We start from the raw sequence: 10,753 nt of genomic DNA, 5'->3' as shown, positions 1-10,753 counted from the left end.
GACTTGGGGTGGCTGGCAAGTCTTTTTTTATGTACCTAACAAAATAAGTGCAGGTCTCTGCATTTTTCCTTTGCAAAGCTCTGCACTTTTATTTTGCAATAAACACCTGTTATGGTCATATTAGGTAATCCACCATATTTTCGTGATTCATTAAATAATAATGAATGGATTCAAAATCTTGTTCGAGACTATAAATTTGTTGATTCAGAACCGCTAAATGAAAGGAATACAAAAGGGTTACAAGATGACTATGTAAAGTTTATTCGATTTGGACAATGGAGAATTGACCAAACAGGCACAGGTGTACTCGCTTTTATCACAAATCACGCATATTTAGACAACGCGACATTTACGGGTATGCGTAAAAATTTAATGAACAGTTTTGATGAGGTCTATATAATAAATCTACATGGGAATTCGAGAAAACATGAAAAAAGCCCTAGTGGAGGAAATGATGAAAATGTTTTTGAAATTGAACAGGGAGTCGCTATTACTTTCTTTGTAAAAAATAGCAACAAAAAAGATGGCGGACCGTTTATTTATTATTGTGATTTATGGGGAAAGAAAAAAGAAAAACTAAATTTTCTAGAAACTAAAAATATAAATTTAATAAAATGGTCAAAAATATCTCCTATGAAACCTTATTACCTTTTTGTGCCACATAATAATAGTCATTTTGATGAATATCAAAGTGGTTGGAAAATAACAAAGATATTTAAAGTACATTCAAATGGTATTGTCACTGCAAGAGATCATTTTACTATTCATTGGTCTCATGATGAAGTATGGAAAACAGTCCAAGACTTTATTTCACTTGATACTGAGACCGCAAGGAAGAAATACAATTTAAGAGAAGATGTAAGGGACTGGAAGGTTTCCCTGGCTCAAAAAGATTTGTTAAAGTCAGGGGTGGATCAAAGTTTTATTAAACCCATTCTTTACAGACCGTTTGATGTAAGATATACCTACTACACAGGAAATAGTAAAGGATTTATTTGTATGCCAAGAAATACTGTTATGAGCAACCTTCTTAATGACGATAACCTTGCTTTAATTACTTCTCGTTTAACCAAAGCTGAAACATTTATGCATGCATTTGTTAGTAATACAATTAGTGACGCAGCATTTCTATCATCTAAATCCTCAAACAACGCATTTGTGTTCCCGCTTTACCTTTTAGATAATAATACCACCCTTTTTAAAGATGATATCAGACAACACAATTTTAATGGAGAATTTGTTAAATATATAGAAAACAAGTTAGGTTTGAAATTAACTAATAGTAAAGAAAGAAATAAACCTGATAAGACATTTACACCAGAGGACATTCTTGGATACATTTACTCAATTCTATATAGCGAGAGTTATAGAAAAAGGTATTGTGATTATTTAAGAATTGATTTTCCAAACATTCCAATCACCCGAAAAAGTGAATTATTTCAAAACTTATCAAAATTTGGACTTCAACTGATTTCATTACACCTTCATAATAGGGGAACTAAAATAAAATCTAACTTTCCAGTAGAAGGTACAAATAAAGTTACAAAAGTAAAATTTGAAATAAATAAAAAGCATGAAAGTAAAATATATATCAACGAAAAACAGTATTTTGAAAATATTGATTTCGATGTATGGGATTATAAGATAGGTGGATATAAAGTGTGCGAAAAGTGGATCAAATATAGAAAAAATAGAGTATTAACATATAATGATCTAGTTTATTTCCAACAGATAGTTTCAGTAATTTATGAAACTATACAAATACAAAAAAATATCGATCAGGAAATAAAAAACTCTGGAGGATGGCCGTTGGAGTAAAAAGTAAAGGTAAACTCATAGTCAGGATAAATAGAATTATGTGGATAAATGAGATCAAGGTGTACTAAAAATAAATTTAAAGACAATAGTTGTTAAGCTATTTTTATCAAACCTTAGAACTATCTAACCTATACTTATAAAACTCCAATATGTATTTGGGATTATATGTTAATATAAAAGAAAAACAGAAGGAGGGACCCAACATGACTTCTTCGAATAACTCAAGGGTAGTACAAATATTTGAATATTTATTAGCTGTTAAAAGGCTAAATGAACATATTATCCGCAACGTAAATGAATACGAAAAAGTTTGGTGGCAATCTGACATCCCAAATATGGAAGGTTGTTTTCTTAATGGAAACGGGGCGAATGAAGAAGCGTGGTTAGAGGTTCATAAACAAAAGATTGAACCAACACCAACATTACCTCGTGCCTTACATACATGGATTGAGAAATGGGAGAATCCTGATGAAGATCCTAGGCCGCTAACCAAAAAGTTAATAGGATTTAAAAAAGAAGTTAAAGATGAAGAGGAGCAAGTGAGTCTATTTACTATTGAAGAAGAACAAAAAGAAATATACGAACTATTCACTGATGACGATGAACGAGTAGAAACCTATAAAAACTGGATGAAAAATACATGGAAGCCATGGGCCAATGACACTTCTCCTAAATTAAAGATTCAAAGAATTTATGATGAACTGTTTGCACTTCATCAAAGGTTACAACGAGAAGGAGATGACCTCGAGGTCAATTGGGGACATGGACTCCTAAGCTGGAATATTAACGACCAAAAAATCCAGCGTCATGTCTTGGTCACTAGGCTAGAGCTACAGTTTAATGCTAAAAAGGGAGTTTTTTATCTTCTTCCAACTTCTAAAGGCATTCAATTAGAAACTGATATGTTAACGAATATTGAGATACCTAATGCAGCGAGGCTCCATGAGATGGAGACCCAATTAGAGGAGCTGGAATATACTCCATGGGATGAAGAGGGGATATCCTCTTTGTATAAGGAGGTAGTACATACAATTAGTCCCAATGGTTCGTATCATCAGACAGAAAATCCTCTAGATGCATTGCCTAAATTTCCTGTTATTCAACATCAACCTGCTATTTTTTTAAGAAGTAATAATGGACGAATATGGGATAAAGAATTGACTACAGCTATTCAAAAAATAAAAGAAGGGTACCCTGTTCCTCAAACTGTCACAGTATTAACTACAAATGAAAAGCAGCAACAAAAAGAGGAAACTAATGCTGAGTGGAGTTCTGTAGGTGAAGATTTACTTTTTCCATTGCCTGCAAATAAGGAACAGAAGCTAATTGCACAGAAATTGGCCTCTAGTGAGGGAGTCGTTGTACAAGGACCACCAGGTACAGGAAAATCTCATACGATTGCAAACTTGATTTCTCATTTATTAGCACATGGTAAAAGAGTTCTCATTACAAGTGAAAAAGAAAGAGCACTTCAAGTGTTGAGAGATAAGATACCTGATGAGATTCGTGCTTTATGTGTAAGTGTTTTAGGCGGAGATTCTAGATCAGTTAAAGAGATCGAGGAATCTGTTAAAGTCATAGCTGAGAACTTAGACAGCAAGCAACCTGAAGTTCTTTACCAAAATATACAAAGGCTCCAAGTAGAACTTGATAAAACTCGCAGGAATATTGCAAGGTATAACACTCTCATCAATCAGTCAGCAGAGAGTGAAAATGAATCTATGACCATTGGTGGTACTACTTTTACACCTTTAGAAGCTGCCAAGTGGAAGATGGAGAATCAACAATACAAGTTTATCCCTGACTCTATTGCACCTACAGTAAATTACCCCCTAACAGCTGAAGAGACAACTGAATTCTTTCGGTTATTGGGTGTAATAGATAGACATGATAAACTTGCTCTCGATAAACATCGCCCGAGTTCGCATAACCTTGCTAACACTAATACATTCGAAAAGAATGTAATACAGATTAAGAGTATAGAAACAAAAGTCAAGGATACGGAGAAATACATTGAGGGTTGGAAAATAAGCACTGACCTTTCGTTTGATTTAGAAGAACAATTATCATTTTCTAGGAAAGCTCTTGAAAACATTCAACAGATAAAATCACAAGAATGGCTAAACCTAGTCTTTGAAGATGTTATTCAACTTGAAGATAAGCTTATATATTGGAAGGAATTCCAGGAGGAAGTAAAACTACGTATTAACACTGTAGAACAGCTTACATCAGAATTAATCGAAGATGATATTCAAATACCATCTGACCAAAATGTGACAATACTTTTAGAAGACTTAAATCAAATTAAACAACGTTTTAAAGAAAATAAAGGCATAGGATGGGCGTTTAAAAAGCTAATAGGGCGAAAGTATTCTTACCTATTCGAGAAGGTATCTGTAAATGGGTTACCAATACGGAACCAATCAGATGTAGAAAAAGTAATCAAATTTGTGGAGAAAAATGAGATCCTTAGAAAGCTGGTCTTAAAGTGGAATCGAATGCTAGAGGATATTAACGGACCGGAACTAAACTCAGAACAAAGAAGACTTTCAGCTACTATTCGAGAGTATTTGGAAAGCCTGCAACAAGTCCTAGATTGGAAATCAGAAGTGATTCAACCAATGAGTACGTTGGTTAAGGATTTAGGCGTTCCGGAATTGTTAAAATGGTCCGAAACTGAAACCTATGAAATAATCTTAGATGGACTAAGTGCACTCTTAAATAAACAAGAGTGGGAAGAAGCAAATACATTCTTCCAGGAAATCTTTGATTATCTTCATAAACAAAACTCAAATACGAACCTTCATCCTTTAAATGAGGACTTGTATAAAGCTTGTAAAGAAAAAGACATCGACTTGTGGAGAAGCTCTTATAATGAAATTCTTCGCCTTGAGGGATTAGAAGAGGATTACAATAAGTTTGTAAGTTTAAAAGAAAAACTTGATTCTGTTGCTCCTAGATGGGTTGAACTATTGCTTGAAAACGATGGGGAAAGTATCCAATTACAACCACCAGACGATATAGACTTAGCTTGGAAATGGAGTCAAGTAGACCATTGGTTAAAAGACATACATTCAAGGCCAAAGCTCGAAGATTTGGAACTTGAGCAAGAAAGAGAACGTAAAAAAGAATCAAAACTGATTCAAGAAATAGTAGCGGAATCTACTTGGAAATCTCAATTGGAACGAACATCAAGAGAGCAAAAGCGAAGCTTATTTGCCTGGTTGAAAGCCATTCAAAGAATTGGAAAGGGAACAGGAAAGTATGCTGGTGTATATCGAAAAGAAGCAAGTAAAGAAATGAAAACGGCACGTGGTGCTATTCCGGTATGGATCATGCCTATAAATAGAGTTATTGAAAATATTGAGTTAACAAATGAGCTATTTGACGTAGTTATTGTGGATGAAAGTAGTCAAAGCACGCTGTTTTCATTAAGTGCTCTTTTAAGAGGAAAGAAAGCTGTAATTGTTGGAGATGACAATCAAATAAGTCCTGATAGTGTGGGGACTGATATTAGTGAGGTACATGAACTCATTGAAAGACATCTGTATAACATACCGAACAAGTTACAGTTCGAGATGAAAACAAGTCTTTATGATACAGCAAGCAGAGTATATGATAGTAAAATTATCTTAAAGGAACACTTCCGTTGTGTACCTGAAATTATTCAGTTCAGTAATGACTTTATGTACAATGGATTGATTGATCCACTAAGGCTACCTTCAGGGAATGAAGTCCTAGAACCACCAGTAAAAGCTATCAGAGTTATGGATGGATATCGCAGGGAAGATACAAAGAAAGCTATAAATGAACCTGAAGCAGAAGCAATAGTAAATTATATAGCTACATGCTGCCAAGACCCAAGATATAGAGAGAAATCAATGGGGGTTATTTCCTTACAAGGTCATGACCAAGCGAAGTTAATAGAGAACATGCTCAGAGAAAAAATTGGTGAAGAAGAAATGATTGATAGAGGAATCATTTGTGGAGATTCCTATTCATTCCAAGGTGATGAGCGGGATGTCATTTTCTTATCAATGGTGGCAGCCTCAAATGTTCGCTTTGCGGCTATGACTAAAAGGGACGCACAACAACGATTTAATGTTGCAGCAAGTAGAGCTAGAGACCAAATGCTTCTATTCCATTCAGTAGATTTATCAGAGTTAAATCCATTGTGTGTAAGATATAAACTGCTACAATACTGCCAAGAACCACATAGAGTTCAACTAGCAATTGAAGAAGTGAAAAATGAATTTGATTCTAAGTTCGAGGAAGATGTATTCAGAATAATTACAGCAAAGGGATACAAAGTTATACCACAGGTCAAAGTAGGAACTGTTGGTAAGAAAATTGATCTGGTAATTGAAGGAATGCGAAATCGATTAGCAGTTGAGTGTGATGGTGATGCTTGGCATGGTCTAGACAAATGGGAAGAAGACATGGAGCGTCAAAGGGTACTAGAGAGAGTGGGTTGGACGTTTTGGCGTATTAGAGGGAGTCAATTTTATTTGGATCGTGAAAAGGCGATGTCCTCACTTTGGGAGAAGCTTGAGGAGATGGGGATTGAGCCGGTTAGCAGGATTAGTTTAAAAAGTAATTAACATTAGGAATGGCCATTTTACTATTTTGAAGACAAAATTAGTAAGCTGGTCTTTTTGTTCGTTATTAAAATATAGTATTTTTGGTACCTGCCCCCCAGTACTTTAATATATTACCGTACTGGGGGTCAGGCACCATTTTACTAAGAATTAAAGCTGGACTGAAGATTATGGGCCTGTCCCTCAATACGTTAATAGCTTAACGTACTGGGGGGCAGGTCCATTTATATGATTAAATATCTAGAATGATACCAACTTATGTATGTCCCAAACGTTCACTGACGACTTTTGGATTTTTACCCAGACGCTTAGGTAACTTTGCATGCAAATGGTGTAAATTGTAAAATGAAATATATGGGACATTAGCTACTTCGATAAATCTTTTGTATATACCAAGCAGAGCTATAGAATCAAGCTATTTCCCATTTCTTGAAGTAACGATTAAAATGGATAGAAGAGACCTTTTTTACATGCCAAACCCTTAATAATGATAATTTAGAAACTTTGAAAAATGTAAGCATAAACAGGGAGGAAAAGAAATGATTACTTCTGATGATATTAAAAGAAGACTATGGGATGGTGCCAATGACCTTCGTGGTTCTATGGATGCCAGCCGTTATAAAGATTATATGTTAGGTTTAATGTTCTATAAATTCCTTAGTGATAAAACACTTGAAACATTTGTCAAAACAAGTGGTGCTAAAGGGAATGAGGAAGAAATTGTCCAAGCTTATGAAGAGGCTTATGCAAATTATGGGGACAATCTCATCAATATGATTCAAAATGTCCTTGGATATTATGTTTTACCTAAACACTTATACCAGACGTGGTTAAAAGATATTCGTGAAGGCACGTTTGAATTAGAGAAGGTAACAGAGAGCTTACAAAGTTTTGAACGTACGGTAGCTACAACTGGAGATATCGATGACTTTAAAGGCCTTTTTTCTAGTTCTACGATTGATTTAACAGACACTGCTTTAGGAAGTAACTTGAACGCTCGAAGCAAAAATATTCGTAAATTAATTGAATTATTTGCTGACTTAAATATGGTTGTACTCCAAAAAGGTGATGTGTTAGGAGATGCTTACGAATATTTAATCGGTCAGTTTGCGATGGAATCGGGAAAAAAAGCTGGAGAGTTCTATACGCCACGTCAAGTAAGTGAAGTCATGGCACAAATTGTTGCTAAAACTACGAAGGTTAAATCGATTTATGACCCTACTGTCGGGTCAGGATCATTACTTTTAACGGTTAGTCGATATCTAACAGAAGATAATCGAAAAGATCTCCATTATTATGGGCAAGAAAAAAATACAGCTACATATAACTTAACACGAATGAATTTATTATTACATGGTGTTCGACCGGAAAAAATGACTGTGAAAAATGGCGATACACTTGGACAAGATTGGCCCGAAGATCCGGATCGCCCAAATGAAGGTGTTCAGTTTGATGCGGTCGTGATGAACCCACCATATTCAGTTAAAAATTGGAATCAAGAAGACTTAAAAGTAACAGACCCACGATTTGAAATTGCTGGCGTTTTACCACCAGATTCTAAAGGGGATTATGCATTTTTGTTACACGGTTTATTCCATTTAGGTCAAGAAGGTACAATGGCAATTGTACTTCCACATGGTGTGTTATTCCGTGGAGGGGCAGAAGGGGAAATTCGTAAACGACTATTAGAGAAAAACTATATTGATACAGTTATTGGCTTGCCAGATAAATTATTTACCAATACAGGCATTCCTGTAACTGTGATGATTTTGAAAAAGAACCGAAAGCTAGATGATCCTGTTCTAATGATTGATGCTTCTAAATCCTTTGTAAAAGAAGGAAAGCAGCATGTCTTACAAGAGAAGGATATTGCTAAAATTGTTGATACATATATTGAACGCACGAGTGAACCTGGGTATAGTTATCTAGCTACAAAAAAAGACATTATAGAAAATGAATATAACTTGAATATTCCACGTTATATTGAAGCAGTAGAAGAAGATATTGCCCATGATGTAGATGCACATTTGTATGGTGGCATCCCATTAAGCCAAATTAATACACTATCAGTGCTACACGACATGACGAAAGATGTTTTATATAATGCGCTTACTGAAGTACGTCCAGGCTATGTGGAATTAACACAATCAGTTGAAGACTTATCAGAAGAAGTGTTGACACATGAAAACGTACAAAATCAAATCAAGGCATTAACAGAAGTAACGAAAGTCTATATGGATACATATTGGGGAAAGTTAAAAGCAGTAGCTGATGTAAATGATATTGAACCATTAAAAGAAGAAATGTTATCGGAAATTAAAAAACTATTAAAACAATATAATCACGTTAATACGTATGATGGTTATCAAATTATTGCGGAGTTATGGGAAAATTTATTATCCAAAGATACAGAGAAAATTGCGATTAGTGACTTTTATACAGTAGGAAAAACACGTGAAGCGAATATGGTTACAAAAGGTTCTGGTAAAACGAAGCGAACAGAACAATATGGTTGGGTTGGAGCAATTGTACCGAATGAGCTTATATTAAACGAGCTCTATACAGAAGAACTACGTGATGTGGAAACACAAAAAGAAGCTTTGGCAGCTATTAATGATGAAATAAATGAACTCGTTGAAGCAGCAAAAGTGGAAGAAAGTGAAGAATCGCAAATCTTGGGAGATGCATTAAATGCTAGAGAAGACGACTTTACTTTATCAGCGGTAAAAGCAGAATTAAAGAAGGTTGCGAAAGATTCGGATGAATATGTTTTATTAGACAAGGTTAGACAACTATTGGATGAAAGAACATCTTTAAGCAAAGCGATTAGAGAAAAAGAAAAAACATTAACTGAACAAGTTGAAGAAAGAATTGCAAACTTAACGAATGAAGAAATCGATCAACTCATGTATAAAAAGTGGTTTGGTCAATTAATAGGAGACATCACAAAACTTGTAGAAGTACCTCTTAAAAATGAACTGGATACCTTGAAAAATTTAAAGGAAAGATATACTAGTACATTAGAAATAATTGAAGAGGAAAGTAAATCACTAGAAGCACAATTTGAAGCAATGTTACAAGAATTGGTGGTGACGGAATGAAGGATGAAAAAAGATTGTTTCCTAAGAGAAGGTTTAAAGGGTTCGTGGGGGAGTGGAAAGAGATTGATTTGGGAAGTATTGGATCTACATTTTCTGGATTGTCCGGAAAAACAAAAAATGACTTTGGACATGGAACAGCTGAATTTGTTACTTATATGAATGTTTTTAATAATACTATTTCGAATATCAATTTAACGGAAAAAGTGGTTCGTGATGATAAACAAACACAGCTGGAATATGGTGATATATTATTTACTACATCTTCTGAAACGCCTAATGAGGTGGGTATGTCCTCAGTATGGCTAGATAAGAGACCAAATGTATATCTAAATAGTTTTTGTTTTGGGTTTCGACCAACTATTAAATTTGATTATTACTATATAGGGTATATGCTAAGAGCAAATTCGTATAGAAAACAAATGGAGATTTTAGCTCAAGGTATTTCAAGATATAATATATCGAAGGCTAAAGTATTAGAAACAGTAGTTTTACTTCCATCAGTCCAAGAACAACAAAAAATAGGTGAGTTTTTTAAGCTTTTAGATGAAAGAATTACAAATCAAGAACGTAAGATTACTAAACTAAATGCATTAAAGTCTGCTTATTTAACAGAAATGTTCCCACAAGAAGACGAAACCGTACCGAAGCGAAGATTTAAAGGGTTTGAAGACGAATGGGCGAATGAACTTTTGTCAAATATTTCTGATGTTAGAGATGGAACTCATGATTCACCAAAGTATTATTCAGAAGGGTATCCATTTATAACCTCAAAAAATGTTAGTGATGGATATATAAATTATGAAGATATTCAATATATATCTGAAGAAGATTTTAATCAAATAAACAAACGGTCTAAAGTTGATACTAACGATATTTTAATGGGTATGATTGGTACGGTAGGAAATATTGCACTTATTAGGGAAGAGCCTTATTTTGCTATTAAAAACGTTGCTTTAATTAAAGACACAAAACAAGTTAATCAATTATATTTGTATTACTTTTTTCAATCAAATTTTCTAAAAAAGCAATTAATCGATGGTATGGATGGAGGAACACAAAAGTTTATTTCATTATATAAAATAAGGAATCTTACAATACTTATTCCGAATAAAAATGAACAACAAAAAATCGGTCAGTTTTTCAAAAATTTAGATGACCAAATTACGACAGAAGAAGCTAAGCTAGAAAAACTAAAGCAAATGAAAGTGGCTTTTTTAGAAGAAATGTTTGTGTAGA

4 protein-coding genes are annotated in these 10,753 nt (G+C 34.2%); all 4 read left to right on the top strand.

What is annotated here, in order from left to right; all coding sequences use genetic code 11:
* Positions 1 to 111 precede the first annotated feature (111 nt).
* The 4 genes from ABDZ91_RS15085 to ABDZ91_RS15070 all read left to right on the top strand — a co-directional run bounded on the left by ABDZ91_RS15085 (position 112) and on the right by ABDZ91_RS15070 (position 10,752).
* A complete protein-coding gene (locus tag ABDZ91_RS15085; protein WP_343800355.1) occupies positions 112 to 1,818 on the top strand; it encodes a type ISP restriction/modification enzyme in 1,707 nt (568 codons plus the stop codon).
* 203 nt (positions 1,819 to 2,021) lie between these two features.
* Positions 2,022 to 6,419 (top strand): AAA domain-containing protein, encoded by a 4,398-nt coding sequence (locus tag ABDZ91_RS15080; RefSeq protein ID WP_343800352.1) that lies wholly within the window; start codon positions 2,022 to 2,024, stop codon positions 6,417 to 6,419.
* A gap of 536 nt (positions 6,420 to 6,955) precedes the next feature.
* Positions 6,956 to 9,517 carry a type I restriction-modification system subunit M gene (locus tag ABDZ91_RS15075; RefSeq protein WP_343800349.1) on the top strand — a complete coding sequence of 854 codons (2,562 nt, stop codon included), beginning with the start codon at positions 6,956 to 6,958 and terminating at the stop codon, positions 9,515 to 9,517.
* Positions 9,514 to 10,752, top strand: a complete 1,239-nt coding sequence (locus ABDZ91_RS15070) for a restriction endonuclease subunit S (protein WP_343800346.1) — start codon at positions 9,514 to 9,516, stop codon at positions 10,750 to 10,752. Before ABDZ91_RS15075 ends, ABDZ91_RS15070 begins: the two co-directional genes overlap by 4 nt.
* The last annotated feature ends 1 nt before the right edge of the window (position 10,753 follow it).

It is taken from the genome of Bacillus carboniphilus, assembly GCF_039522365.1.
Taxonomy (GTDB): domain Bacteria; phylum Bacillota; class Bacilli; order Bacillales; family JC228; genus Bacillus_BF; species Bacillus_BF carboniphilus.
Note: the sequence above shows the minus strand (reverse complement) of the source record. Positions and strands in the feature narration are given on the sequence as shown.